This window comes from Bradyrhizobium sp. IAR9, assembly GCF_013408065.1.
GTDB lineage: Bacteria > Pseudomonadota > Alphaproteobacteria > Rhizobiales > Xanthobacteraceae > Bradyrhizobium.
Genome location: NZ_JACBZW010000017.1, coordinates 64659 through 90584, shown reverse-complemented (window position 1 = coordinate 90584; position 25926 = coordinate 64659). Strand labels below are relative to the sequence as shown.

27 protein-coding genes are annotated in these 25926 nt (G+C 64.2%); 20 read left to right on the top strand and 7 right to left on the bottom strand.

Going from position 1 to position 25926, the window contains the following annotated elements; all coding sequences use genetic code 11:
• Positions 1-7: 7 nt before the first annotated feature.
• The 12 genes from nuoH to GGD67_RS33615 are packed head-to-tail and all read left to right on the top strand — an operon-like array spanning position 8 to position 11189.
• Positions 8-1075 (top strand): NADH-quinone oxidoreductase subunit NuoH, encoded by a 1068-nt coding sequence (gene nuoH / locus GGD67_RS33670; RefSeq protein WP_018320148.1) that lies wholly within the window; start codon positions 8-10, stop codon positions 1073-1075.
• A gap of 8 nt (positions 1076-1083) precedes the next feature.
• A complete protein-coding gene (gene nuoI, locus GGD67_RS33665) occupies positions 1084-1578 on the top strand; it encodes an NADH-quinone oxidoreductase subunit NuoI (RefSeq protein WP_191093171.1) in 495 nt (164 codons plus the stop codon).
• 9 nt (positions 1579-1587) lie between these two features.
• Positions 1588-2226: an NADH-quinone oxidoreductase subunit J gene (locus GGD67_RS33660; protein WP_018320150.1), complete on the top strand. Its 639-nt coding sequence runs from the start codon at positions 1588-1590 to the stop codon at positions 2224-2226.
• Entirely contained in the window at positions 2223-2531 is a 309-nt protein-coding gene (nuoK, locus tag GGD67_RS33655) for an NADH-quinone oxidoreductase subunit NuoK (RefSeq protein ID WP_008547737.1), read from the top strand. Before GGD67_RS33660 ends, nuoK begins: the two co-directional genes overlap by 4 nt.
• Positions 2532-2539: 8 nt before the next feature.
• Positions 2540-4645 carry an NADH-quinone oxidoreductase subunit L gene (nuoL, locus tag GGD67_RS33650; protein ID WP_179738793.1) on the top strand — a complete coding sequence of 702 codons (2106 nt, stop codon included), beginning with the start codon at positions 2540-2542 and terminating at the stop codon, positions 4643-4645.
• Positions 4646-6154 (top strand): NADH-quinone oxidoreductase subunit M, encoded by a 1509-nt coding sequence (locus tag GGD67_RS33645; protein ID WP_179738791.1) that lies wholly within the window; start codon positions 4646-4648, stop codon positions 6152-6154.
• 22 nt (positions 6155-6176) lie between these two features.
• Complete coding sequence (nuoN, locus tag GGD67_RS33640; protein ID WP_018320153.1) at positions 6177-7613, top strand: NADH-quinone oxidoreductase subunit NuoN; 1437 nt, start codon at positions 6177-6179, stop codon at positions 7611-7613.
• Position 7614: 1 nt separating this feature from the next.
• Positions 7615-8421, top strand: a complete 807-nt coding sequence (locus tag GGD67_RS33635) for a biotin--[acetyl-CoA-carboxylase] ligase (RefSeq protein WP_179738789.1) — start codon at positions 7615-7617, stop codon at positions 8419-8421.
• A complete protein-coding gene (locus GGD67_RS33630; protein WP_018320155.1) occupies positions 8421-10091 on the top strand; it encodes a ribonuclease J in 1671 nt (556 codons plus the stop codon). Before GGD67_RS33635 ends, GGD67_RS33630 begins: the two co-directional genes overlap by 1 nt.
• A 13-nt stretch (positions 10092-10104) precedes the next feature.
• Positions 10105-10509 (top strand): methylmalonyl-CoA epimerase, encoded by a 405-nt coding sequence (mce, locus tag GGD67_RS33625; protein ID WP_018320156.1) that lies wholly within the window; start codon positions 10105-10107, stop codon positions 10507-10509.
• A gap of 9 nt (positions 10510-10518) precedes the next feature.
• Positions 10519-10794 (top strand): DUF1467 family protein, encoded by a 276-nt coding sequence (locus GGD67_RS33620; protein ID WP_018320157.1) that lies wholly within the window; start codon positions 10519-10521, stop codon positions 10792-10794.
• A 47-nt stretch (positions 10795-10841) separates the two neighbouring features.
• Positions 10842-11189: a hypothetical protein gene (locus GGD67_RS33615; protein ID WP_028141470.1), complete on the top strand. Its 348-nt coding sequence runs from the start codon at positions 10842-10844 to the stop codon at positions 11187-11189.
• Positions 11190-11279: 90 nt separating this feature from the next.
• Here GGD67_RS33615 and GGD67_RS33610 read toward each other — a convergent pair whose 3' ends face one another.
• Both GGD67_RS33610 and GGD67_RS33605 read right to left on the bottom strand, forming a co-directional pair.
• Complete coding sequence (locus tag GGD67_RS33610) at positions 11280-11543, bottom strand: GlsB/YeaQ/YmgE family stress response membrane protein (RefSeq protein ID WP_179738787.1); 264 nt, start codon at positions 11541-11543, stop codon at positions 11280-11282.
• 32 nt (positions 11544-11575) lie between these two features.
• Positions 11576-12025: a YidB family protein gene (locus tag GGD67_RS33605; protein ID WP_179738786.1), complete on the bottom strand. Its 450-nt coding sequence runs from the start codon at positions 12023-12025 to the stop codon at positions 11576-11578.
• Here GGD67_RS33605 and GGD67_RS39120 point away from each other — a divergent pair.
• Both GGD67_RS39120 and mtnK read left to right on the top strand, forming a co-directional pair.
• Entirely contained in the window at positions 12003-12260 is a 258-nt protein-coding gene (locus GGD67_RS39120) for a hypothetical protein (protein ID WP_092257293.1), read from the top strand. The genes GGD67_RS33605 and GGD67_RS39120 overlap by 23 nt on opposite strands.
• Before the next feature lie 35 nt (positions 12261-12295).
• A complete protein-coding gene (mtnK, locus tag GGD67_RS33600; RefSeq protein WP_179738784.1) occupies positions 12296-13585 on the top strand; it encodes an S-methyl-5-thioribose kinase in 1290 nt (429 codons plus the stop codon).
• A 223-nt stretch (positions 13586-13808) separates the two neighbouring features.
• On the opposite strand, the gene GGD67_RS33595 is transcribed toward mtnK, so the two are convergent.
• On the bottom strand, positions 13809-14888 hold the full coding sequence (locus tag GGD67_RS33595) for a hypothetical protein (RefSeq protein WP_246790885.1): 1080 nt from the start codon (positions 14886-14888) through the stop codon (positions 13809-13811).
• Between the two features lie 86 nt (positions 14889-14974).
• Between GGD67_RS33595 and GGD67_RS33590 the strand changes: the two genes are divergently transcribed.
• The 5 genes from GGD67_RS33590 to GGD67_RS33570 all read left to right on the top strand — a co-directional run bounded on the left by GGD67_RS33590 (position 14975) and on the right by GGD67_RS33570 (position 20657).
• Positions 14975-16564, top strand: coding sequence for an ABC transporter substrate-binding protein (locus GGD67_RS33590; RefSeq protein ID WP_179738782.1), 1590 nt, complete (start codon positions 14975-14977; stop codon positions 16562-16564).
• Positions 16565-16624: 60 nt separating this feature from the next.
• Positions 16625-17548, top strand: coding sequence for an ABC transporter permease (locus GGD67_RS33585; RefSeq protein WP_179738899.1), 924 nt, complete (start codon positions 16625-16627; stop codon positions 17546-17548).
• A 274-nt stretch (positions 17549-17822) separates the two neighbouring features.
• Positions 17823-18644: an ABC transporter permease gene (locus GGD67_RS33580; protein ID WP_018320167.1), complete on the top strand. Its 822-nt coding sequence runs from the start codon at positions 17823-17825 to the stop codon at positions 18642-18644.
• Positions 18641-19621, top strand: coding sequence for an ABC transporter ATP-binding protein (locus GGD67_RS33575; protein ID WP_179738780.1), 981 nt, complete (start codon positions 18641-18643; stop codon positions 19619-19621). Before GGD67_RS33580 ends, GGD67_RS33575 begins: the two co-directional genes overlap by 4 nt.
• The gene (locus GGD67_RS33570) at positions 19614-20657 is read left to right on the top strand and encodes an ABC transporter ATP-binding protein (RefSeq protein WP_179738778.1); all 1044 of its coding nucleotides are present in this window, start codon (positions 19614-19616) and stop codon (positions 20655-20657) included. The genes GGD67_RS33575 and GGD67_RS33570 overlap by 8 nt, the downstream gene beginning before the upstream one ends.
• A gap of 259 nt (positions 20658-20916) precedes the next feature.
• Here the strand turns inward: GGD67_RS33570 and GGD67_RS33565 are convergent, their stop codons facing one another.
• The 4 genes from GGD67_RS33565 to GGD67_RS33550 form a co-directional block, all read right to left on the bottom strand.
• Complete coding sequence (locus GGD67_RS33565; protein ID WP_092257272.1) at positions 20917-21945, bottom strand: ABC transporter permease; 1029 nt, start codon at positions 21943-21945, stop codon at positions 20917-20919.
• A gap of 12 nt (positions 21946-21957) precedes the next feature.
• Positions 21958-23460: a sugar ABC transporter ATP-binding protein gene (locus tag GGD67_RS33560; protein ID WP_179738768.1), complete on the bottom strand. Its 1503-nt coding sequence runs from the start codon at positions 23458-23460 to the stop codon at positions 21958-21960.
• 6 nt (positions 23461-23466) lie between these two features.
• Positions 23467-24489 (bottom strand): sugar ABC transporter substrate-binding protein, encoded by a 1023-nt coding sequence (locus GGD67_RS33555; RefSeq protein ID WP_018320172.1) that lies wholly within the window; start codon positions 24487-24489, stop codon positions 23467-23469.
• A 139-nt stretch (positions 24490-24628) separates the two neighbouring features.
• A complete protein-coding gene (locus GGD67_RS33550; protein ID WP_179738766.1) occupies positions 24629-25033 on the bottom strand; it encodes a globin in 405 nt (134 codons plus the stop codon).
• Between the two features lie 480 nt (positions 25034-25513).
• Here GGD67_RS33550 and GGD67_RS33545 point away from each other — a divergent pair, with 480 nt between their 5' ends.
• Complete coding sequence (locus tag GGD67_RS33545; RefSeq protein WP_018320175.1) at positions 25514-25888, top strand: DUF2946 domain-containing protein; 375 nt, start codon at positions 25514-25516, stop codon at positions 25886-25888.
• The last annotated feature ends 38 nt before the right edge of the window (positions 25889-25926 follow it).

Here is a 25926-nt window from a genome sequence, read left to right as displayed (position 1 = left end):
TGATCTGATGGAATTCTTCGAAAGCGCATTCTGGACCGGGTTCCTCTGGCCGCTGATCATCATGGTCGCGCAGAGCGTCCTGGTGCTCGTCGTCCTGCTCGTGGCGATCGCCTACATCCTGCTCGCCGACCGCAAGATCTGGGCGGCGGTGCAGATCCGCCGCGGCCCGAACGTGGTCGGCCCCTGGGGCCTGCTTCAGTCCTTCGCCGACCTGCTGAAGTTCGTGCTGAAGGAGCCGATCATTCCGGCCGGCGCCAACAAGGGCGTGTTTCTCCTTGCACCGTTGGTCTCATGCGTGCTCGCGCTCGCGGCCTGGGCGGTGATCCCGACCAATCTCGGCTGGGTGATCTCCGACATCAATGTCGGCATCCTCTTCATCTTCGCGATCTCGTCGCTGTCGATCTACGGCATCATCATGGCCGGCTGGTCGTCGAACTCGAAATACCCGTTCCTGGCCGCGCTGCGCTCGGCGGCGCAGATGGTGTCCTATGAAGTCTCGATCGGCTTCGTCATCATCACGGTGCTGCTCTGCGCCGGTACGCTGAACCTGTCGGCCGTGGTCGAGGCCCAGCATGTCCGCGGGCTCGCCAGCCTGATCGGACTGCCGCAGCTCACCATCCTGAACTGGTACGTCTGGCCGCTGTTCCCGATGTTCGTGGTGTTCTACGTCTCGGCGCTGGCGGAGACCAACCGTCCGCCGTTCGACCTCGTGGAAGCCGAATCCGAGCTCGTCGCCGGCTTCATGGTCGAGTACGGCTCGACGCCGTATCTGCTGTTCATGCTCGGCGAGTATGTCGCGATCGTCACGATGTGCGCGATGGCGACGATCCTGTTCCTCGGAGGCTGGCTGCCGCCGGTCGACCTGCCGCCCTTCAACTGGGTGCCGGGGATCATCTGGTTCTCGCTCAAAGTCTTCTTCATGTTCTTCCTGTTCGCGATGGCAAAGGCGATCGTGCCGCGCTACCGCTACGATCAATTGATGCGCCTCGGCTGGAAGGTGTTCCTGCCGCTGTCGCTGGCGATGGTGATCGTGGTGGCCGGCGTGCTGCATTTCGCCGGCATCGCGCCGAAGTGAGGGCCGTCATGGGTATCAACGTCAACGCCACTGCACGCTCGCTTCTGCTGTCGGAATTCGTCTCGGCGTTCTTCCTCGCCATGCGCTATTTCTTCCAGCCGAAGCCGACCCTGAACTATCCGTTCGAGAAGGGCCCGATCTCGCCGCGCTTCCGCGGCGAGCATGCGCTGCGCCGCTATCCGAACGGCGAAGAGCGCTGCATCGCCTGCAAGCTGTGCGAAGCCGTCTGCCCGGCACAGGCCATCACCATCGAGGCCGGCCCGCGCCGCAACGACGGCACCCGCCGCACCGTTCGCTACGACATCGACATGGTGAAGTGCATCTATTGCGGCCTCTGCCAGGAGGCCTGCCCGGTCGACGCCATCGTCGAAGGTCCGAACTTCGAGTTCGCGACCGAGACCCGCGAGGAACTGTTCTATGACAAGGCCAAGCTGCTCGCCAACGGCGACCGCTGGGAACGCGAGATCGCGAAAGCGATCGAGCTCGACGCGCCGTACCGGTGAGGTGAGGGCATGATCCTTCCCGCGCTGTTCTTCTATCTCTTCGCCGGCGTCTGTGTCGCCTCGGCCGTGATGGTGATTGTCTCGCGCAATCCCGTGCACTCCGTGCTGTACCTGATCCTGGCCTTCGTCAACGCCTCCGGCCTGTTCGTGCTGATGGGCGCCGAATTCCTGGCGATGATCCTGATCGTCGTCTATGTCGGCGCCGTCGCGGTGCTGTTCCTGTTCGTGATCATGATGCTCGACGTGGACTTCACCGAGCTGCGCGAGGGCTTCATCGAGTACCTGCCGGTCGGCCTGGTGATCGGCGGCATCTTCCTGTTCGAGCTGCTGCTCACCGTCGGCTTCTGGGTCATCAACCCCGGCGTCGCCAAGACGATCACGGCGGCGATCCCGGCCAACGTCTCGAACACCGAGGCGCTCGGGCTGGTGCTCTATACGAAGTACATCCACTACTTCCAGCTCTCGGGCATGGTGCTGCTGGTCGCCATGATCGGCGCCATCGTGCTGACGCTGCGGCACAAGGCGAGCGTGAAGCGGCAGGACATCAACGTTCAGAACGCGCGCACGCCCGATATGGCGATGGCGATGCGCAAGGTGGCGCCGGGGCAGGGGCTCCAGGACTCTGACGCGGCGGAGTGGGTGAAATGACGATCGGGCTCGGACACTATCTGGCGGTCGGCGCGATCCTGTTCACGCTCGGCATCCTCGGCATCTTCCTGAACCGCAAGAACATCATCGTCATCCTGATGTCGATCGAGCTGATCCTGCTCTCAGTCAACATCAACCTCGTCGCGTTCTCGACCTTCCTCGGCGACATCGTCGGCCAGGTCTTCGCGCTTCTGGTGCTCACCGTCGCTGCCGCTGAAGCCGCGATCGGTCTCGCCATCCTGGTGGTCTATTTCCGCAACCGCGGCTCGATCGCGGTTGAGGACGTCAATCTGATGAAGGGCTGAGCTCAGTCATGGTTCAGGCAATTGTCTTTCTGCCTCTGCTGGGCGCCATTCTGGCTGGCCTGATCGCGCTGTTCGGCGCGCATGCCCGCAACCCCTCGGGCGACGAGGTCGAGCATCATGGCGACCATGGCCATGGCGCGCACGCGCACGTCCATGCGTCCGATACGATCAACGAGGATGCGTCCGTCATCCACGAGAGCCATCACGACGACGCCCACGATGATCACGGCCACGGCCCGGTCGAGCCGGCCGCGGCAGGGTCGCGCGGTGCCGAGCTGATCACCACCGCGTTGCTGTTCGTCTCGGCCGCGCTGTCCTGGATGACGCTGGTCGATGTCGGCTTCATGCATCACGACATCAGGGTCCAGCTGCTGCCCTGGATCTTCTCCGGCGATCTTCAGGTCTGGTGGTCCTTGCGGGTCGACACGCTCACGGCCGTGATGCTGGTGGTGGTGACCACCGTGTCCTCGCTCGTGCACCTCTATTCCATCGGCTATATGGACGAGGATCCGAACCGGCCGCGCTTCTTCGGCTATCTCAGCCTGTTCACCTTCGCCATGCTGATGCTGGTGACGGCGGACAACCTCGTGCAGCTGTTCTTCGGCTGGGAAGGCGTGGGTCTGGCGAGCTATCTGCTGATCGGATTCTGGTACCAGAAGCCGTCGGCGAATGCGGCGGCGATCAAGGCCTTCGTGGTCAACCGCGTCGGCGACTTTGGTTTCGCGCTCGGCATCTTCGCGATCTTCATGCTGACCAGCTCGACCGATTTCGAGACCATCTTCCATGCCGCGCCGGGCCTCACCGGCAAGACCATCAACTTCCTCGGCTGGCACGCCGATGCGCTGACCCTGACCTGCCTGTTGCTGTTCATGGGCGCGATGGGCAAGTCGGCGCAGTTCCTGCTGCACACCTGGTTGCCGGACGCGATGGAAGGCCCGACGCCTGTGTCGGCGCTGATCCACGCCGCGACCATGGTCACCGCCGGCGTCTTCATGGTGGCGCGCCTGTCGCCGCTGTTCGAACTCGCCCCGAATGCGCAGGCCGTCGTGATGTTCTTCGGCGCGACCACAGCGTTCTTCGCCGCGACCATCGGCCTCGTCCAGAACGACATCAAGCGCATCGTCGCTTACTCGACCTGTTCGCAGCTCGGCTACATGTTCGTGGCGATGGGGGCAGGGGCCTATTCGGTCGGCATGTTCCATCTGTTCACGCATGCCTTCTTCAAGGCGCTGTTATTCTTGGGCTCCGGCTCGGTGATCTACGCGATGCACCACGAGCAGGACATCCGCAACATGGGCGGGCTCTGGAAGAAGATCCCCTACACCTATGCGGTGATGGTGGTCGGCACGCTGGCGCTCACCGGATTCCCGCTCACCGCCGGCTACTTCTCCAAGGACGCGATCATCGAGTCCGCCTACGCCTCGCACATTCCGTTTGCGATGTACGGCTTCCTGATGACGGTCGTCGCCGCCGGCCTGACCTCGTTCTACTCCTGGCGCCTGATCTTCAAGACCTTCCATGGCGAGCCGCATGACGAGCATCACTATGAGGCCGCGCATGAGGCTCCGATCTGGATGCTGATCCCGATCGGCGTGCTCGCAGTCGGCTCCATCGTCGCCGGTTTCCCGTTCAAGGAGCTGTTCGCCGGTCACGGCATCGAGGAGTTCTTCCGCGAATCCGTGAAGATGAACCCGCACATCATCGAGGAGATGCACCACATCCCCGAGACCATCGCCTTCCTGCCGACGGTGATGATGGTGCTGGGCTTCCTCGTCTCGTACCTGTTCTACATCCGCCGGCCGTACATCCCTGTGCAGCTCGCTAAAGAGCAGCCGATGCTGTACCAGTTCCTGCTCAACAAATGGTACTTCGACGAGCTCTACGACATCATCTTCGTCCGTCCGGCGAAGTGGATCGGCTATCAGCTCTGGAAGAAGGGCGACGGCTTCATCATCGACGGCCTCGGTCCCGACGGCGTCTCGGCTCGCGTCCTGGACGTCACCCGCAACGTCGTGAAGATCCAGACCGGCTATCTCTATCACTACGCATTCGCCATGCTGATCGGCGCCGCCGGCCTGATCACCTGGTTCATGTTCGGCTTTGGAGGCCAGTAAATGACAACCTGGCCCATCCTATCGGTCACGACGTTCCTGCCGCTGGTCGGCGCGCTGATCGTCTATCTCAGCCGCGGCGATGACGAGGCTGCCAAGCGCAACTCGCGCTGGATCGCGCTCTGGACCACGCTGATCACCTTCGCGGTGTCGGTGATCCTGGTCATGCGGTTCGACCCGGCCAATCCCGACTTCCAGTTCGTCGAGAAGGCGAACTGGCTCGCCACCGGCATCACCTACCACATGGGCGTCGACGGCATCTCGCTGCCGCTGGTGATCCTCACCACCGCCGTGATGCCGTTCTGCATCATCGCGAGCTGGAAGGCGATCACCAACCGCGTCCGCGAATACATGATGGCGTTCCTGATCCTGGAAACGCTGATGGTCGGCACTTTCTCGGCGCTCGATCTCGTGCTGTTCTACCTGTTCTTCGAAGGCGGCCTGATCCCGATGTTCCTGATCATCGGCGTCTGGGGCGGCCCGCGCCGGGTCTACGCATCGTTCAAGTTCTTCCTCTACACGCTGCTCGGCTCGGTCCTGATGCTGCTCGCCATCATGGCGCTGTACTGGAATGGTGGCACCACCGACATTCCGACGCTGATGCACACTGCCGTGCCGCGGTCGCTGCAGACCTGGGCCTGGCTCGCCTTCTTCGCTTCCTTCGCGGTGAAGATGCCGATGTGGCCGGTGCACACCTGGCTTCCCGACGCGCACGTCGAAGCGCCGACGGCGGGCTCCGTGGTCCTCGCCGCGATCCTGCTGAAGATGGGCGGCTACGGCTTCCTGCGCTTCTCGCTGCCGATGTTCCCGCTGGCCTCGCACGACTTCGCGCCGCTGATCTTCACGCTCTCGGCCATCGCCATCATCTACACCTCGCTGGTGGCCCTGATGCAGGAGGACATGAAGAAGCTGATCGCGTACTCCTCGGTCGCGCATATGGGCTTCGTCACCATGGGCATCTTCGCCGGCACCATGCAGGGCGTCGCCGGCGGCATGTTCCAGATGATCTCGCACGGCATCGTCTCCGGGGCGCTGTTCCTCTGCGTCGGCGTCGTCTACGACCGCCTGCACACCCGCGAGATCGCGGCCTATGGCGGCCTCGTCAACCGGATGCCGCTCTACGCGCTGACCTTCATGGTCTTCACCATGGCCAATGTCGGTCTGCCCGGCACATCAGGCTTCGTCGGCGAGTTCATGACGTTGCTCGGCACCTTCAAGGTCTCGATCCCGACCGCGTTCTTCGCCACTTTCGGCGTGATCCTCTCGGCCGGCTACGCGCTGTGGCTCTACCGCAAGGTCGTGTTCGGGGCGCTGGTCAAGCCATCGCTGGCGAGCATGAAGGATCTCACCTTCCGCGAGTGCCTGACGCTGTTCCCGATGATCGCGCTGACGATCCTGTTCGGCGTCTATCCGAAGCCGGTGCTCGACATGTCGGCCGCCTCGGTCCAGCAACTCGTCAACAACTACAACACCGCTGTGACGGCCGTGAAGGCCGCCGCACTGCTCCAGTGATCGGGCAGGTCAGGATATCGCCATGAGCTTTGAGACTGCAGGTTATCAACTGGCGCCGGTGCTGCCCGAGATCGTGCTCGCGATCGGCGCCATGGCTCTGCTGATGCTGGGCGCCTATCGCGGGCAGGGGACGACCGGTGCGGTCACCTCGCTGGCGGTCGTGCTCCTGGTCGTGGTCGGCGTGCTCGAATACATGCTGCCCGCGGGCAAGCAGGTGACCTTCGGCGGCAGCTTCATCGTCGATGACTTCGCCCGCTTCATGAAGATCCTGGCCCTGATCGGCTCGGCGGTGACGCTGGTGCTGTCGACCGAGTTCCTGTCCGACCCCTCGCGCCGCATCTTCGAATACGCCATCCTGGTGCTGCTCTCGACGCTCGGCATGATGGTGCTGATCTCGGCCGGCGACCTGATCTCGCTGTATCTCGGCCTCGAACTGATGTCGCTGGCGCTCTATGTCGTCGCGGCCTCGAACCGCGACAACGCCAAGTCGACCGAAGCCGGCCTGAAGTATTTCGTGCTCGGCGCACTGTCCTCGGGCATGCTGCTGTACGGCGCCTCGCTGATCTACGGCTTCACTGGCACGGTCAGCTTCACCGGCATCGCGGCGGCCGCGACGATCTCGAATGTCGGCCTCGTGTTCGGTCTGGTCTTCCTGCTCGTCGGCCTCTGCTTCAAGGTTTCGGCCGTGCCGTTCCACATGTGGACGCCTGACGTGTACGAGGGCGCGCCGACCCCGGTCACCGCCTTCTTCGCGTCGGCGCCGAAGGTCGCCGCGCTTGCCGTGTTCACCCGCGTCACGCTCACCGCTTTCCCGGGCATCGTCTCGCAGTGGCAGCAGATCCTGGTGTTCGTGGCGATCGCCTCGATGGCGCTCGGCTCCTTCGCCGCGATCGGCCAGAGCAACATCAAGCGCCTGATGGCCTATTCCTCGATCGGCCACATGGGCTTCGCGCTAGTCGGCCTTGCCTCCGGCACCGTCGAAGGCGCGCAGGGCGTGTTGATGTACATCGTGATCTATGTCGCGATGACGCTGGGCTCGTTCTCGATCATCCTCGCCATGCGCCGCAACGGCCAGGCGGTCGAGCAGATCAGCGATTTCGCCGGCCTGTCGCGGACCAATCCGCTGCTCGCCTTCATGTTCGCGATGCTGCTGTTCTCGCTGGCGGGCATTCCGCCGCTCGCCGGCTTCTTCGCCAAATGGTACGTCTTCGTCGCCGCCATCAAGGCGAACCTGTTTACGCTCGCGGTCGTCGGCGTGCTGACCAGCGTGGTCGGCGCCTACTACTACCTCGCCATCGTCAAGACGATGTATTTCGACGAGCCGGCCGGCCAGGTCGATCCGGTGCGCGTCGAGGTGAAGACGGTGCTGGCGGTTTTCGGCCTGTTCAATATCCTGTTCGCGCTGTTCGCAGGTCCGGTGGTGAGCGTCGCCTCCGCCGCGGCAAAGTCGCTGTTCTAGGATGGGTTTCGCGCTCGGTCCTCGCGCATCGTCCGCGGGCTACAGGCTCGCGGCGTTCGAGCGGACCGGCTCGACCAATACCGAGGCGATCGAACGTGCGAGGGCCGGAGAGCGCGGCCCAATGTGGTTCGTCACGTCGGAGCAGACCGCCGGCCGCGGCCGCCGTCAACGCGCCTGGATCGCGCCCCGCGGCAATCTCGCCGCCAGCATCCTCGAGGTCATGGACGTCGCGCCGGCCGTCGCCGCCACGCTCGGCTTTGCCGCCGGGTTGGCCGAGGAGGCCGCGCTGGAGAAGGTCAGCCTCGAGGCCGCAATCCGCCTCGGCCCTGATCGTCCGCGCTACGCCCTGAAATGGCCGAACGACGTTTTGGCCGGGGGCAAGAAGCTCGTCGGCATCGGCCTCGAAGCCGAAGCCATCGGCGACCGCCTGGCCGTCGTCGTCGGCATCGGCACCAATGTCGTTGCAGCGCCCGAGGGCGTGCCGACGCCCGCGGTGTCGTTGGCGGCGCTCGGGGTGCAGATCAGTGCCGAGGAGCTGTTCTCGGCACTATCCGACGCCTGGGTCGAGTTCCGCGGCATCTGGGACAATGGAAGCGGCTTTGCCGAGATCCGCAAGCTGTGGCTGGAGCGCGCCGCCGGCCTCGGCGAGCGGGTCGCAATCCACACGGGGACGATGACGCTGGAAGGCATTTTTGACACCATCGACGACACCGGCTGTCTGATCGTCCGCACCGCGGAGGGCCGCCGGGTACCGGTCGCCGCGGGTGAGGTGTTCTTCGGCTCGGCCGCCTCCGTGGGAGCTGCGTGATGGCCAAGCCCGACGAACTGGTGTTTGCGCCGCTCGGCGGCGTCGGCGAGATCGGCATGAACCTGTCGATCTACGGCCTCGGCAACCGCCAGCAGCGCGCCTGGATGGCGGTCGATCTCGGCGTCTCCTTCGGCGACGAAGAGCATCTGCCGGGCATCGACCTGATCATGCCCGACATCAGCTTCCTGGAGAAGGAGCGCAAGAACTTGATGGGCCTGGTGCTGACCCACGCCCATGAGGACCATTTCGGCGCCATCATCGATCTCTGGCCGAAGCTGAAATGCCCGATCTATGCGACGCAGTTCAGTGCTGCGCTGTTCGAGGCCAAATGCGCCGCCGAGCGCAACGCGCCGAAGATCCCGGTGACGGTGGTGCCGTCCGGCGGCCGCGTCGACGTCGGCCCGTTCAACGTCGAGTTCATTCCCGTCGCGCATTCGATTCCGGAGGCGCATGCGCTGGCGATCCACACCGAAGCCGGCACGGTGCTGCACACCGGCGACTGGAAGATCGACCCCACCCCGACGCTTGGCGCGCCCACCGACGAGAAGCGGCTGCGCGAGCTCGGTGAGGAGGGCGTGCTCGCCTTGATCGGCGATTCCACCAACGCGGTGCGCGATGGCCGTTCACCCTCGGAAGCCGAGGTCGCCCGCACCATCATCGACCTGGTAAAATCAGCCAAGGGCCGCGTTGCGGTCACGACCTTCGCCTCCAACGTCGCGCGCATCAAGGCCGTCGCTGCCGCTGCCAGGGCCGCCGACCGCGAGGTCGTCGTGGTTGGCCGCGCCATGGAGCGCGTGGTGCAGGTCGCGCGCGAATGCGGCTATCTCGATGGCGTGCAGAATTTCCGCTCGCCCGAGGTTTACGGCCATCTGCCGCAGGACAAGGTGCTGGCGTTGTGCACCGGCAGCCAGGGCGAGCCGCGCGCGGCGCTGGCGCGCATCGCCAATGACGACCATCCCGAGATCACGCTCAACCGCGGCGACAGCGTCATCTTTTCCTCGCGGACAATCCCGGGCAACGAGAAGGCCGTCGGCTCGATCATCAACAACCTCGTGCTGCAGGGCGTCGAGATCATCACCGACCGCGACCATCTGGTCCACGTCTCCGGCCATCCCCGCCGCGACGAATTGCGCGACATGATTGGCTGGGTGAAGCCGCAGCTCCTGATCCCCGTCCACGGCGAGGCGCTGCACCTGAACGAGCACGCCAAGCTCGCGCGCGCCGCCGGCGTGCCGCGCGTGCTGGTGGTCCGCAACGGCGACCTGATCAAGCTCGGCCCGGGCGATCCCGGCATCATTGGCGAAGTGCCTTCCGGCCGCCTCTACAAGGACGGCACGATCCTGGAGGACTCCAAGTCCCGAGCCGTGGTCGAGCGGCGGCGCATGGCGTTTTCCGGCTGCGCGTTCGTCGCCATTGCCATGACCGAGCAGGGCGAGCTGGCCGACGATCCCGAGGTCGATCTGGTCGGCATCCCCGAGAAGAACAGGGCAGGCGAGCCCTTCGACGACCTCGTCTTCGATGCCGTGGTCTCCACCATCGAGGGCCTGCCGAAGGCGCGCCGCCGCGACCCCGACGCATTGGGCGAGTCGGTGCGACGTGCTGTCCGGGCCGTGATCAACGAACATTGGGGCAAAAAGCCCCCCTGTCTGGTACACGTACTGACAGTGTAAGGGGAGAAGACGCATGCTAGGCCGGCTCAACCATGTCGCGATCGCGACCAAGGACGCCGTCAAGGCCGCCAGGATCTATGGCGCCGCGTTCGGCGCTCAGATCTCGGAAGCCGTGCCGCTGCCCGAGCACGGCGTCATCACCGTGTTCGCGACGCTGCCCAACACCAAGATCGAATTCATCGAACCGCTCGGCGAGGCCTCGCCGATCGCAAAATTCGTCGAGCGTAACCCCGACGGCGGCATCCACCATGTCTGCTACGAGGTCGTCGACATCATCGCCTCGCGCGATACGCTGGTGAAGGAGGGCGCGCGGGTGCTCGGCGACGGCGTGCCGAAGATCGGCGCCCATGGCAAGCCGGTGCTGTTCCTGCACCCGAAGGATTTTTCCGGCGCGCTGGTCGAGATCGAGCAGGCATAAGGCCGAACCATGGCCATCCAGATCTCAACCGCGATTGCAATCTACTTCGTCATCTGGTGGGTCGCGCTGTTCCTGACGCTGCCGTTCGGCGTACGCAGCCAGCACGAGGATGGCGTCGGTGCGCCCGGCACCGACCCTGGTGCGCCGATCCTGACGCGGATGGGCCGCAAGCTGATCTGGACCACCATCATCTCGGCGATCATCTACGGCCTCGGCATGGTCGCCTATCACGCCGGCTATCTCTCGATCGAGCGCCTGTCGAAATTGATGGGAATGCCTTTCTAGACGTTCTTGCTAGACGTTTTTGCTGACGACATTGTTTGGGGGACCGAATGACTTTTCAGAGGATCGTCATTGCACTTCTGGTGCTGATCGTCGCCGGCATCGGTGCCATCGGCTATTTCGAATGGCGGATGGCCGCGCAGGTGCGTACCCTGAAGGCGTTCGTCGAGGGCTATGTCTTCAACGAAGCGGTGATGGCCTGCGAGCAGGCCAAGAGCTCGACGCCGTTCAAATGGAACGGAGGCAAGAGCACCTCGGTGATCGGCCTCAACTCCGCCAAGCTGGACAAATACACGGTCAGCGCCAGCTACACGCTGGTGGCGGACAGCGTCTATTGCGATTACGATCCGATCAAAAGAAAGGCCGAGATCGGGTCGAGCTTCCTGGAGCGGGAGTAACGATCCGGCGCTCGCAGGCATGAGCGCGCCGCCGCCTGCTCGATGCGGCGCGAGTTCGCGCACGCCCGATCAGCCGCTCACGCAGGCGGGCTAGATCGCTCGGCGTTGTCGGCCGGCGAAGAGCCCGTAGACGAACAGCACGATGATCGCGCCGACGACCGCACCGATCAGTCCGGCACCTTCTTCGGCACGATACCATCCGAGCGCCTGCCCGAGGTAAGTCGCAACGAAGGCGCCGACGATCCCCAAGATGGTCGTCAGGATGAAGCCGGACGGCTCGTTCTCGCCAGGCATGATGAACTTGGCGATCACACCGGCGACGAAGCCGATGATGATTGTCCAGAGAATACCCATTTCCACACCTCTTCCAGATTAAGCGGCAACAGCTATGCCTCAGGCAGACGTCCGTCCGGCGTGTACTTGTCGACCGCCGAGGGCAATTCCCGGGTTAGCCTTGTGAGGATCTCGTCTTGCGAGAGCCCCGTCTGCTGTTCGAGCTTCTCCAGAACGTCGGAGCCGATCGCATTCCTCAGCTCAGGCGACGAGATCTCCTTGTTGGGTCCGGGCTTCACCCATGAATCGGCGACCTCGCCCTGGCCGTTCTGGTTGAACCGCTCCAGGAGCTCGCCAATGCCGCCATTGAGCAGGCCCCCGATCCCGCCCGCGCCGAGCATGCCGCCGAGATTACCAAGCACTCCCCCAGGCGGCTGCTGACCGCCCGCGGATGAGCCGCCGGTCGCACCTTTCAGCAGCTCTGCCAACTTGTCGCGGTTCTGATAGCCGGCCATGGCCAGCATCGCCAGAAGGGCAGTCATGGAGGGCATTCCGCGGCTCATCGCTAACTCCTTCAAAATCTCAGACACGCAAAACTGCCTCAGCCCGCTTGTGTTCCAAAAATCGGCAAATGGTGGGCTCGCGACCCCCGGCTTGGTCGTCCGACACGAAGAACTTTCGGTGCAACTGGTCCCGGGGTGCGCCGGCGATACACGGGTGGCGGACCGCTTTGATTGCGATTACGATCCGACCAAAAGAATGGCCGGGATCGCCCAAGCTTGCCAGAAGCGGGAGTAACGACCAGGCCATGCCAAGCATGGGGTGGGATCGTCATGACCGGGGACCGGGCGGGGGACTATCGAATTCTGCATGAAGCGGCGCTGCGGGATTATCTCGCAGGCCTTCCCGATATCGCCGCACTCCTCGGCGGCGAGCCGGCCTCATGGGAGATCACCGAGGTCGGCGACGGCAATCTCAATCTCGTCTTCATCATGAAGGGCGGGCGCGGCGGCGTCGCCGTCAAGCAGGCGCTGCCTTATGTCCGCCTCGTCGGCGAAAGCTGGCCGTTGCCGCTGTCGCGGGCCCATTACGAATATCTGGCTCTGTCCCGGCAGGCCCAGCTCGCGCCCGGCCTCGTGCCGGCTTTGCTGCATCACAACGAGGCCCTGGCGCTGACGGTGATGGAGCTGCTCGAGCCCCACATCATCATGCGCAAGGGGCTGGTTGCGGGAACGAAATACCCGGGCTTCGTCGGTGACATCACCACCTTCATGGCGCGAACGCTGTTCTTCACCTCCGACCTCGCGCTGTCCGCCGCCGAGAAGAAGGAAGGCATTGCGGCCTTCGCCGGCAATCATGCGCTCTGCAAGATCACCGAGGATCTGATCTTCACCGATCCCTACCGCATCGCCGAGCAAAACCGCTGGACTGCGCCGTATCTCGATGCGCTCGCTGCAAGCCTGCGCGATGACATGGAGCTGCATGTCGCGATCTCCCGGCTGAAGCTGAAGTTCATGGCAAGCCCCGAGGCGCTGCTCCACGGCGACCTCCACACCGGCTCGATCATGGTGACGAACAACCAGACGCGGGTGATCGATCCGGAATTCGCATTCTATGGCCCGATGGGGTTCGACGTCGGCGCCGTGCTGGCCAACCTTGTGATGGCCTATTTTGCCTCCGCCGGGCACGAGCGCGCACCGGGCGAGCGGGCCGCGTTCGAGGCCTGGGTGCTGGAGACGATCGAGCAGGTCTGGAACGAGTTCGCCGGCAAATTCCTCGACCTCTGGCGAGCGAATGGCACTGGCGATGCCTATCCGGTCTCACTCTTTGCCGGCGCGCAGGGCGCTGCGCGTTTGGAGGCCGAGCGCCAAGCCTACATGCAGCGCCTGTTCGCCGACACGGTCGGCTTCGCCGCCGCAAAGACCATCCGCCGCATCTTCGGCCTTGCCCACAACATCGACTTCGAGCTGATCGAGGATTCGAAGAAGCGCGCCGTCAGCGAAGCCCGCGCGGTGCGGCTGGCGAGGGCGATGATGGTGGAGACAGGGACGTTTCGGACGATTAGCGATGTAACGGGTGCTGCGCGAAAACTGCGGGACTGGAGGCCGGAGCTAACGGGTTGAGAGAGTTCATGGCGAGGAGCGCGCCTCCGCGCTCGCAATGACAAAGCGGTGCAACAGGCGCCAATGTTTCATCGTCACCCTGAGGTGCCGGAGCGTAGCGAAGGCCTCGAAGGGCGACAGCCCGGCTGCATCGCGGCCGTTCATCCTTCGAGGCTCAGCACGCGCTGCGTTCGCATCGCATGCTTCGCACCTCAGGATGACGGTCCAAGACGCCAGCGCGCGCTCAATACATTCGCATCGGCAGCGGCGCGCCTTCGGGGCCGACCAGCAGACCCCAGGTCTCGTTGACCGCGACCTCGAACTCACGCGTCTGGGCCGCGCTGCCCTTGAGCTTCAGGGTGACCTTGTACTGGCCCGGCGGCAGATCAATTTTCTGGCTATCAGGCAACTCATCCGCAGCGGCGTCAAAATCGATCAGTTCTTCTCCGGCGTGAGCCGCCAGTCTGATGGTTCGCTCATTGACGGTGATGTCGGCCGCTTCATCCGTTTTGTTGCCGAGCAACAACATCACTTGTCCCGGCGCCGGCCGGATTTTGGCCGTGGCGGCCAACGGCTTGCGCAGCGCAAGGTCGGCGATCGTTGTGTTGCCCTGACGGACGAGCCGGAGCAGCGCCGGCCCGTCTGACGTCGTGAAGGCGACGACGGCTCTGTCGGGCGCGACGACCGCTCCGTCGTTCTCGGTCCAGCCGCGCTTTTCGAGTGCAGCGCGATAGAAGCCGAGCACGTCCTCGAGACTGAGCGGCGTCTCGACGTGAGCCGACCTCATGAAAGGCGAATTCTTCGCGGTCATCAGGGTCCAACGGTCGACCAGCGGCAGGCCCATGTCGTCGGACATCTTGGCCTCGAATGTCCGGCTCGCGGCTTGTGTCAGAAGCCCGACAGTGTCGCAGAGCAGGCGCTCGCCAAGATAGTCCGGGGCGCAACGGCCCCTGAGTGCCCACCATGTATCGTCGACAAACCCGTTTGACCGCTTGGTGTGGGACCAATTGATTTGAATGTTTTTCGTCGGGCCGTCGCGGGCAGGGTCCGGCGTGACGGGGATCGCCATCGCCGCTGTCGCGGCGACCAGACTGCCGGCGAGCAGGATACCTAGCGTTCGGCGGGTCATTTTTTTGCGCGATCCTTGTTTTCCGCGATCCCTGGGGCTCAGATAACGGTCCTGAGCTTGGTCGCGCCGATCGCGAGAAATGTTCACTATTCCCGTTGCTCGATGACGCACCGCGTCAATCGAGGGCTTGCATCGCCGGGCGGATGCAACCGGCCCCGAAGGCATCGCCGGACGGCCGCCTTCCGGAACTGACATTGGTCTCCATCAAAAACGAAGCTTGCATTCGACAGGCCGCGAATGATCAAATCCCTGATCGGAATACCTGCGTTGGTGGGGGACACATGATGTTCAGGATGATGGCGATCGTCGCGGGCTTGGGACTGGCGCTCGCTGGATCTGCGGAGGCCCAGACGCCGCGCAAGGGCGGAACCATCCGGATGACCGCGCCCTATGGCTCGAGTTTCACCAGTCTGGACATTCACACCACGCAGCGTGCCCAGGACGAGATCTACGCCAAGGCGCTGCACCGCTCGCTGTACATCTGGAATTCCGCGGAGGGCAAGCCGGTCCTGGAGCTTGCCAAGGAGGATGTGGTCTCGGGCGGCGGTCTCGTTCACACCTTCAAGCTGCGCGACGACGCCTATTTCCACAATGGCCGCAAGATGACGGCCGACGATATCATCTGGTCCTACACCCGCATCATGGACGGCACCAAGGCCTATCCCGGCGCGCGGTTTGTCCGCGTGATCGAGGGGGCGGCCGCGGTCGAGAAGGGCCAGGCCAAGGAGATCTCCGGGCTGAAGAAGATCGACGACTTCACCGTCGAGATGAAGCTGACCGAGAAGGTCGATCCCGGCTTCTACTTCTTCACCGCGCTGACCTCGATCTATCCCGCCGACGAGGGCGCCAAGGAGAGTTTTATCCAGAAGCCGATCGGTCTCGGGCCCTTCAAATTCGTCGAGCACGTACCGGGATCGCGCATTGTCCTGGAGCGGTGGGATCGGTTCTATAAGCCCGGCAAGCCCTACGCCGACAAGATCGTCGTGTCGATCATGGGCGAGGCCGCGGCGCGCGATGTTGCCTTCCGCAACAAGGAGGTCGACACCTCGGTGCTCGGGCCCGCGCAATATGTGGCCTATCAGTCCGACGCCAATCTCAAGGGCACCATCGTCGAGGTCGCCGAGGTCTTCACCCGCTACATGGGGATGAATCCGTCATTCAAGCCGTTCGCCGACAAGCGCGTCAGACAGGCGATCAACTACGCGATCGATACCGACCTGATCATCAACAAGCTGGTCAAGGGCAAGGCCTATCGCGCCACCAGCTGGCTGCCGCTGACCTCGCCCGCTTACGACAAGGCGATGAAGCCGTACGCTTACGATCCCGCCAAGGCCAAGCAGCTGCTTAACGAGGCCGGCTATCCCAACGGCTTCGAGTTCGAATGGACCACCAGCCAGAACGAGAGCTGGGGCTTGCCGATCGTCTCGGCCGTAATCCCGATGCTGGACAAAGTCGGCATCAAGGCGAAGGTCAAGCAGGTCGAGACCGCGGTGCTGGCGGAGGTGGTTCGCACCGGCGACTACCAGGCCTTCATCTATTCCCAGGCGAGCGGCCCGGATCCGCAGGCGGCCCTCAAGTGCTTCCACTCGTCGACTCCGCAGCCAGCCTGCAACTACATGCTCTTCAAGAACGCCGATTTCGACAAGATCGTCGACGAGGCCGGGCAGGCCGACGACCCGGCAAAGCGCGCCCAACTGCTGCAAAAGGCCAATGCGCTGCTCTATGAGGAGGCACCGGTCTGGTTCTTCAACTACAACAAGGCGGTCATGGCGGTGCAGCCGTGGCTCAAGGGGATTCAGCTCAACGCCACGGAGCTGACCCATCAGAACGTCGAAGACCTCTGGGTCGACGAGACCTCGCCCGCGAAGTGACATACGCTCTCGCGCTCCCTCCGTCGCCACAGACGATGGAGGGAGAGAGGAAAAGTGCCGATGCTCTCCTTCCTGTTCCGTCGCCTGCTGCAGACCATTCCGACCGTGCTCGCCGTCGTGCTGCTGGTCTTCGTGCTGTTCAGCGTGGTTCCCGGCAGCATCGTCTCCTCCATGAGCGACGACAGCGATCCGCAGGTCGAGCTGCGCATGAAGAAGCAGCTCGGCCTCGACGATCCCGTTTACGTGCGTTTCGGCGCCTACATTGCCAAGCTCGCGACCGGTGATTTCGGCACCTCGTTCCGGACCCGCGAGCCTGTCACGACCATGATCGCCAAGCGGGCATGGCCGACGCTGCAACTGATCTTCGCAGCCATGGCGTTCTCGGTCGTGATCGGCGTGCCGCTTGGCTTCATCGCGGCACTGCGACCGGGCGGAATCGTCGATACGCTTGCCATGGTCGTCGCGGTGTCGGGCCTTTCCATCGCCAAATTCTGGCTCGGACTGGTTCTGATGTACCTGTTCGCGTTGAAGCTCGGCTGGCTGCCGAGTTTCGGCTATGGCGATGGCGGACTGAAATATCTGCTCCTGCCGGCGGTGACGCTCGGCGTCTCGCCGATGGCGCTGTTTGCCCGGACGACGCGCGCCGCGGTCCTCGAGATCATGACCGCCGATTTCGTCCGCACCGCGCGATCCAAGGGCATGAGCGAGACGCGGGTGGTGAAGTGGCATGTGATGCGCAACGCGCTCGTCATCATTCTCACCACCGTCGGCCTGCAATTCGGTGGCCTGATGGGGCAGGCGGTCGTGGTCGAGAAACTGTTCTCGTGGCCGGGGATCGGCTCATTGCTGGTCGACAGTGTCTTGCAGCGCGATATTCCGGCGGTCCAGGGCTCCATTCTCGTCGTCGTGCTGGCCTTTCTCGCGATCAATCTGCTGATCGACGTACTCTACGGCGTGATCGATCCCAGGATCAGATACGCATGAGCGCGGGCGGGCTCCATCACGCTTGGACGGGAAGGCAATCGCATACGAGGCGCGCGGTGTGGCGTCACGGGTGCTGCGCCCCCTCTCCCGCTTGCGGGGGAGGGTCGGGGTGGGGGTGTCTCCGCATCGGGGTTCCCTGTGTGGCGAGAGCCCCCACCCGCCGCGCTCTCCGAGCGCGTCGGCCGCCCCCGCAAGCGGGAGAGGCGAAACGCGCCCGCGGCGAGTTCTCGCTAAAGCCACACACGATTATCCTTTTCGCGGTGGAGCGCTTGCAATGAAGCTCCGCGCCAATCTCGTCATCGGTGGGGTGTTGTTCGCGCTGGCGATCCTGGTCGGCCTGCTCGCGCCCTGGCTGGCGCACACCGATCCGGTCATGGACGCCAATTTGATGAATGCGGAGGAGCCCCCGAGCTGGACCTGGTGGTTCGGGACCGACGACCAGGGCCGCGACATCTATTCCCGCGTCGTGTATGGCGCGCGGGTCTCGCTGACGGTCGGCATCATCTCTCAGCTCATCAACAGCGTCATCGGCGTGGCCTTGGGGCTGAGCGCCGGCTATTTTGGCGGTTGGTGGGACGATGTCGTCAACGCCCTGACCAATCTCATGCTCGCGATCCCCTCGCTGATCTTCGCGCTGGCGATCATGGCGGTGCTCGGACCTGGCCTGACCAGCCTGCTGATCGCACTCGGGCTGACCAACTGGTCCTTTACGTGCCGGATTGCGCGGGCCTCGGCGCTGTCGCTGAGGAGCCAGGGCTACGTGCAGGCTGCGACCGTGCTGGGCTACGGCGATCTGCGCATCATGATCACGCAGCTGCTGCCGAACATGCTGGGCCCCATCATCGTCATCGGCACGCTGGGCATGGGCAGCGCGGTGTTGTCCGAAGCCGCATTGTCGTTCCTCGGCCTCGGCGTCCGACCGCCGTTTCCAAGCTGGGGCAGCATGCTGTCGGAGGCCCGCGAGCAGATCACGACGGCGCCGTGGCTCTCGGTGTTTCCGGGCCTCGCCATCTTCCTGACCGTGCTTGGCCTCAACCTGCTCGGCGATGGCCTGCGCGACATTCTCGATCCCCAATCGCGGAGCCGGCGGACATGACCGGCGCGCCGCTGATCGAGGTTGAGGATTTGCGCATCGATCTCGACGACGGATCGAGGCGCGTCGCGGCGGCCGAGGGCATTTCGTTCCGCATCTCACGCGGCGAGACGTTCGGCCTCGTCGGCGAATCCGGTTGCGGCAAGAGCATCACGGCGCTGGCCTTGATCGGGCTGTTGCGGCCGCCGCTCTCGATCGGCGGCGGCGTCATCCGGTTCGAAGGACAGGAGATCCAGCACCTCTCCGCCGCCAGGCAGCGGGAGTTGCGCGGCAACCGCATTGCCATGATCTTCCAGGAGCCGATGACGGCGCTGAACCCGGTCTCGCCCGTGGGCCGGCAGATCGCCGAGATGTTCGTGCTGCACAAGGGCAAGAGCTGGCGGGAAGCGAGCCGGCTGGCGGTCGAGGCGCTGGCGAGCGTCCGCGTTCCCGCGCCTGAGCGCCGCGTCAACGATTACCCGCACCAGCTCTCCGGCGGCATGCGCCAGCGCGTGATGATCGCGATTGCGCTCGCCTGCGGTCCGGATCTCCTGATCGCCGACGAGCCGACCACGGCGCTCGACGTGACCGTGCAGGCCGAGATCATCGAGCTGATGCGGAATTTGTGCGCCGAGCGGGGAACGGCCATCCTGATGATCAGCCATGATCTCGGCCTGGTCGCGAACGTCTGCCGCCGCGTCGCCGTGATGTATGCCGGCCGCATCGTCGAGGAGCGGGGTTCGGCCGATATCTTCCGCTCGCCCTCGCACCCCTATACGCAAGGCCTGGTCGCCTCGCTGCCGAGGCTCGGCAGCCGCGCTGCGCTCGGCCGCACCAGGCTCAAGGAGATCGCGGGCGTCGTCCCGGCGATCACGAATTTCCCCGAGGGCTGCCGGTTCAATCCGCGCTGCGCACAGGCGACCGATATTTGCCGGACCATCGCGCCGGAGACGGATCTGCTGGCGGCGGGCGGTCTGGTCAGGTGTCATCACCATGCATGAGCCGCAAAATATGCTGGGTGACCGAAGGCCGGACGATGGCCTCATCCTCAGCGTTGAGGATCTCGCGGTTCACTTTCCGCTAGGCGGCGGCCTGCTGGGCCGCGGCAAGCGGATGCTGCGTGCCGTGGATGGCGTCGATCTCAAGCTGAAGCGCGGCGAATGCCTCGGCCTCGTCGGCGAGTCCGGCTCCGGCAAGTCGACGGTCGCGTTGTCGATCCTTGGCCTGCTGACGCCGACGCGCGGCCGCATCGTGCTGGACGGGCAGGTCGTGAGGAGCAGGCAATCCGGCGATCGGAAGGCGTTGGCGCGCACCGTGCAGATGGTGTTTCAGGACCCTTACGCCTCGCTCAATCCCCGCCAGACCGTTCGCCGCACGCTGGAAGATCCCCTGCGGGTGCACGGCGTCACCGCGAAAAGCGAGATCGAGGATCGCGTCGCAATCATGCTGCGGCATGTCGGCTTGCGGCCCGAGCAGTCGGGCCGCTACCCGCATGAATTCTCGGGCGGTCAGCGCCAGCGCATCGGCATTGCTCGCGCGCTGATCCTCAACCCCAAAATCGTCATCTGCGACGAGCCGGTCTCGGCGCTCGACGTCTCGATCCGCGCTCAGATCATCAATCTGCTGCTGGAACTGAAGGACACGCTCGGCCTGTCCTACATCATGATCAGCCACGACCTCGGCGTCGTCGAGCACATGAGCGACCGCGTCGCGGTGATGTATCTCGGCCGCATCGTCGAGAACGGCCACTGGCGCGAGATCTTCGAGCGCCCGGCGCATCCCTATACGCAAGCCCTGATCGCCGCGATTCCTGATCCGTTACACCATGCCCCGCTGGCGACCACAGGCGGCGACCTTCCCAACCCGCTCAATCCCCCAAACGGCTGCGCCTTCAGCCCAAGATGCCGTTATGCGGAGGCGGTGTGCCGGCACGAGCCGGGGCCGCTGCTGGAGACGCGAGCCGATGGACACGCGGTGAGGTGTTGGCGGGCGGATGAGATCGGTGCAGCGAGCCTTGCCCTGTCACCGTCACCCTGAGGTGGCCGCTTCTTCAACGCGCCTCGAAGCGGCTGGCAGCGTGGCCGCTCATCCTGAGGCTCCGCATGTGATGCTGTCGCATCGCCTGCTCCGCTCCTTAGGGATGACGGGGTCATTGTTGCTTCTGCTTCTGTTTTGCCCGACGGGTCAATCCCGGTGCGGTGGGCTCACGCACTTGCGGCTTCGATAAGCAGCTGAACTTCCTCACAGTTTCTACTGTGCATGGGGTTGTTTTCGCAGTTTTTGTTTTGAGGACTGTCTAGTCCGCCGCCTTTTCCCTCAGCCGCTGCGCATAGACGTTGATGACCAGTGCGGCCAGCAGGATCAGGCCGCGGATCAGGATCTTCAGGAAGCTGTCGATGTTGACGTGATCGAGGCCGTTGTTGAGCACACCGAGAACGAAAAGCCCGACGATGGTGTTGCCGATGCCGCCGCGGCCACCGAACAGGCTGGTGCCGCCGACCACGACGGCGGCGATGGAGTCGAGCAGATAGGTGTCGAACTCGTTCTGCTGCGCGCTGCCGAAATGGGCGACGCCGAGCATGCCGCCGATGCCCGAGCACACCGCCGAGATCACCATCACCGCGCCTAGGATGAGCTTGACGTTGAGGCCGGAATATTCGGCCGCCTCGCGATTGCCCCCGACCATGTAGACGTAGCGGCCGAAGCGCGTGTAGGTCAGCACCAGATGCCCGCCGAGCAGCATTAGCGCGGCGATGATGACGAGCCAGGGGATGCCGCCGATCGAGCCGGAGCCGAGCGTGGTGATCAGGCTCGGCACCTTGTAGGCGATCTGGCCGCGCACCAGCAGCGCCGAGATGCCGGCGGCGATCTGCATCATCGCCAGCGTCATGATGAAGGAGGGGATGCCGATCACGGTCAGCCCCAGCGCATTGACGAGGCCGAGCAAGGCGCAGAGCAGGATCGATAGCAGGATGGCGACCGCGCCGGGGAGGGGAATGTTGGCGATGTTGACGTAGGATTCCTGCAGCGTGAAGTAGGCGACCGCGATGCCCGTGACATTGGCGATGCTGGCGATCGAGAGGTCGATCTCGGCGCACAGGATCACGAAGGTGAGGCCGACGGCGATGATGCCGGTGACCGACACTTGCGTGAGGATGTTGCCGAGATTGTCGAGCGTCGCGAAGGAGGGGCTGGCAAAGGCGAAGAAGCCGGACAGGAAGATCAGGGTGAGGAACGGGGCGATGTTGCGCATCTGCGAGCGCAGGAAGGGCGCCAGCCCGCGCGCCCGCTGCCCCGCCGCCAAAGCCGTCTCACTGCTCGTCATTGTGCTTCTCCGTCACGCCGCTTGCAGCAGGCGGTCCTTGCTGACCGGCTCGTTTTTGAATTCCCGCACCAGTGCGCCGCGCTTGAGCACGAGGATGCGGTCGGCCAGCGACAGCACCGTTTCCGGCTCGGTCGACAGCACGATGATCGCGAGTCCCTTGGCGCGGAGGTCGCGGACGATGTTGATGACGTCGTTCTTGGCGCCGACGTCCATGCCGCGGGTCGGCTCGCACAGCACCAGGAGCTTGGGCGGATAGGTCAGCCATTTTGCCAGCGCCACCTTCTGCTGGTTGCCGCCGGAGAGCATGCCGAGATCGAGGCCGACCACCGGGGGCCGGATCTGCAATTGCTCGACCTGACGCTTCGCGATATCGCGCTCCTGCGCCGGCTTGAGCAGCAGGGAGGAGATGCGGTCCAAAATGCTGATCGAGATGTTCTTGTAGACCGGCTCCTGGTGGAACAGCATGTCGCGGCGGCTCTCCGGCACCAGCGCCACGCCGGCGCGCCGCGCCGCCGCCGTGCTGGCAAAGGTTTTTGGCTGACCCTCGACGAGAAGCGCGCCGCTATCAGGCTTCAGCTTGCCGAACAGGATGCGCGACAGCTCCTGCTGGCCGCAGCCCATGAAGCCGTAGATGCCCAGCACCTCGCCAGCGCGCGCCTCGAAGGAGATGTCCTTCAGGCTGCGGGCGAGCGTCAGCTGGTCGACCTTCAGAACCACCGCGCTGTCGCTCGGTTGCGGCAGCAGCAGGTCGTCGGTGTAGCTGTGCTCGAGCGCTTCGCCGCCGCGCCCGATCATGGCCTCGATCAGCGCGCCCTTGCTGGTGGCGGCGCTGGCCGTCTCTGCGACTTTCCGCCCGTTGCGGAACACGGTCACCGTGTCGGACACGCGCAGGATGTCCTCGATGAAATGCGAGATGAAGACGATGCTGGTGCCTTCTTCACGCAGCCGCCGCAGCGTCGCGAACAGCCGCTCGACCTCGGGCGGGGAGAGGGCCGAGGTCGGCTCGTCCAGGATCACGATGCGGGCACCGGAGAACAGCACGCGCGCGATCTCGATCAACTGCTGCAGCCCGATGGGCAAATCACCCAGCCTGCTCATCGGATCGACGTCGATGCCGAAGCGGGCGAGCTGCTCGCCGGCCTCGCGCGCCATGCGCCGCCATTGCACGAGGCCAAGGGCGTTGGTTGGCTGGTTGCCAAGGAAAACGTTCTCAGCGACCGTGAGGTCGGGCGCGACAGAGAGCTCCTGGTGCACCATGGCAATGCCGGCCGCATGCGCATCGCGCGCCGAGCGGAAATGCGTCTCCTGACTGTCGATCAGGAAGCGGCCGGAGAATTCGGTATGCACGCCGGCGATGATCTTCATCAGCGTGCTTTTTCCAGCCCCGTTCTCGCCGACGAGACCGTGAATCTCGCCGGGATGGAGCGCGAAGTCGACACCACGAAGCGCTTCGACGCCGCCGAAGCTCTTCGTGATGCCCTGCAGTTCAAGGATGGGCGAACGCACCTCGGGCATGAAAGCTCAGATCAGGAAGTGATCCTGCATCCACTGCATCCCGGCGGCATTGGCCTTGGTCACGACCGGGCCGTCGGTGACGACGTTCTTGGGAATGCCCTGTCCGCTCTTCTCGCCGCCGACCACGGCGGAGACGCCCGCGATGATGGCGCCGCCATGGATGCGGCAGGACGGATTGCGGACGGTCGCGAACATGCGTCCTTCGCTCACCGCCTGGATCGCCGGCGGCATGGCATCGACGCCGCCGATCAGGATGTTGGTGCGGCCGCGCGCCTTCATGATGTTGGCGGCGGCGAGCGCCATGTCGTCATTGTGGAAGAATGCCGCATCGATCTGCGGATACTTGGTCAGGTATGTTTCCCAGAGGCGCGCGGTCTTGGAGACGTCCCAGTCGGCCGGCTGGGTGTCCAGCACCTCGATCCCGGGGAATTGCTTCACCGTGTTGGTGAAGCCCTTTGCGCGCCCTTGCGCGCCGGTGTGGCCGAGCGCGCCCTGCGTCATGATGATCTTGCCCTTGCCGCCCATCGCGTTGCACAGCGCCTGGGTCACCGAGGCGCCCATGAACTCGTTGTCGGGAGCGAGGAAGGAGTGGACGTTGATCTGGTCGAGCGGCGCAATCAGCGTGTCCATGTCGATCACGGGCGTGCCGGCGTCGATCATCTTCTGCACAGGCTGGGTGAGGGTGCCGATACCGAAGGCCTGGATCGCGACGAAGTCCCATTTCTGCGAGGCCATGTTGTCGATGGCCGCGCGCTGCTTCACGGCGTCGAGCTGGCCGTCGAACCAGGTGACCTCGACGTTGAACAGCTTGCCCCAGAATTCGGCGGCCTGCTTTCCTTGCGCGCACCATGTAGCCTGCAGGCCTGCATTGGAGAACGCCGCCTTCAACGGCTTCTCGCTTCGCCCGACCTCGGCGGCCAATGCGGGGTTTATGCCCATGCTGCCGAGGAGGGCAGCTCCGGCGCCGGCGGTCGCAGCCGCCTGAAGAAGATCGCGCCTCGTCGTCGAGAAATCTTTCGTCCCGGACATCGCTCGCTCCCATAAATTTTATCGTCGGCGCGTCATTGATTGCGCAACCGATGTCGAAAGTGTCTCACAAGAGTTGATGCCACTCAATCTGCAATCACACGCGCCATCGCAGCACGCCGCGTTGGTGCAGCGCAAAGCGTCAGGCCGTCGTGCCGGCGAGTGCGTCGATGTCGACGAGCAATGTGTCCCAGGCTTGCGCGATCTCGATCGACCATTCATCGCCGAGCAGATCGCGCAGCGTATCCCTGATAATGGTGAAGAAGGCGGTGAACAGCTGGGGCGACGTGCCATAGGCGTCGTGTGAGGCCACCTCGCAGGCGATCAGCCGGAAATGCCCATGACGCATCCCGGCGAAATCGAGAATCGCCTCGATCGTCAGCGCGAGCATCGATCCCTTCACGAGGTCGGCGCCCTCCGAGCGGAACATCACCTGCGTTTCGGGATGCTCGTCGAACAGGCGCTGGTAGACGAGGGGCGTGAGATCCGCGCAGCGCGAGGCCGCGAGTTCAAAGCTGAGTTCGACTGGATTGGAGGGCATATTCATCGGCGAAAGTGCCATGCGGACAAAAAAAGAGCGGGGCCCTGGCCCCGCTCAAAAATTGTGTCGACCCTATTATCCCCGATTCTAAGATTTGCTCTTGATTGACGGGGCGACGCTGCGTTTTGCGCGCCAGGGGCTCCTCCCGAGACTTGGACCACCAGACTTCGACCTCACGGCCAGCCTGAGCAAGGGGATGCTAGATCAACTTTTCTCACTTGTCATCATTTTCGGCAACGAATGTTCAAAATTCGAGCAATAGACGAAATGATCGGGCTTCCCACCCCGCAAGTATATGACAGATATAAGAAATCTGTGGAATTCGGGCCGTTTGATCTGGCTCAAATGCCGGCCCCTGAGCCCATGATGGGGTAGCCCGACCATGGTTTTCCGACAAATTTGCGCTGGGCCAAGAAGGCGGCGGAACTGATCTCGACTTGGGCCCGGCGCGGTGTTTAGTTAGCAGACGAACGAACGGTTCGGCGGATGCGCGCGCGGTTACAGAAATTCCTACCCCTGGTCCTGCTCGCCTTGGTGATGCAGGTGCTGGCGCCGATCGCCGCCTGTTGGGCGACGGGACAAGCCATCGCCGATCCGCTGTCAGTCGCCGTCATCTGCCACAGTGCGAGCGATCAGGGTGGCCTCGACGATCGGACGGGCACCCCGACCGCGCATGCGGGTGCGTGCGCCCTGTGTTGTCTGGCCCAAGCGGGCGCGTCGCTGGATTCGCCGACGCACGCGGCACTCTCGATTCCCTTCCGCCATGCCGCGCGCGTGGTGTGGCAGCCGGCGGATGCGTCCGCCATCGCCGCTCCCAGGGGTTCGAGCGCCCAGGCCCGCGCCCCCCCTCAATTTTCCTGACGTAGCGACAAACCGAACCATTGGCGCGCGCCGTTGCT